1 pseudogene is annotated in these 250 nt (G+C 65.2%); it reads left to right on the top strand.

Annotation, left to right across the window (positions count from 1 at the left end):
* A pseudogene (locus tag FLQ44_RS16450) lies at nt 1–250 on the top strand (hypothetical protein); the annotation flags it as partial.

Raw genomic sequence — 250 nt, 5'->3', positions numbered from 1 at the left:
CGGCTTCTACCACCGCTACTTCTCGCACAAGGCTTTCAAGACCTCACGGCCGATGCAGTTCGTGTTCGCCGTGATCGGCGCGATGAGCGTGCAGCGCGGGCCACTGTGGTGGGCCGCACATCATCGGCATCATCACCGCAACTCCGACCAGCCGGCCGATCTGCACTCTCCGGTACAGCACGGCTTCTTCCGCTCGCACATGGGCTGGTTCCTGACCCGGCGGGCTTTCGGCACCGACACCGCCGCCATC

This window comes from Vogesella mureinivorans, assembly GCF_007644035.1.
Lineage (GTDB): Bacteria > Pseudomonadota > Gammaproteobacteria > Burkholderiales > Chromobacteriaceae > Vogesella > Vogesella mureinivorans.
Note: the sequence above shows the minus strand (reverse complement) of the source record. Positions and strands in the feature narration are given on the sequence as shown.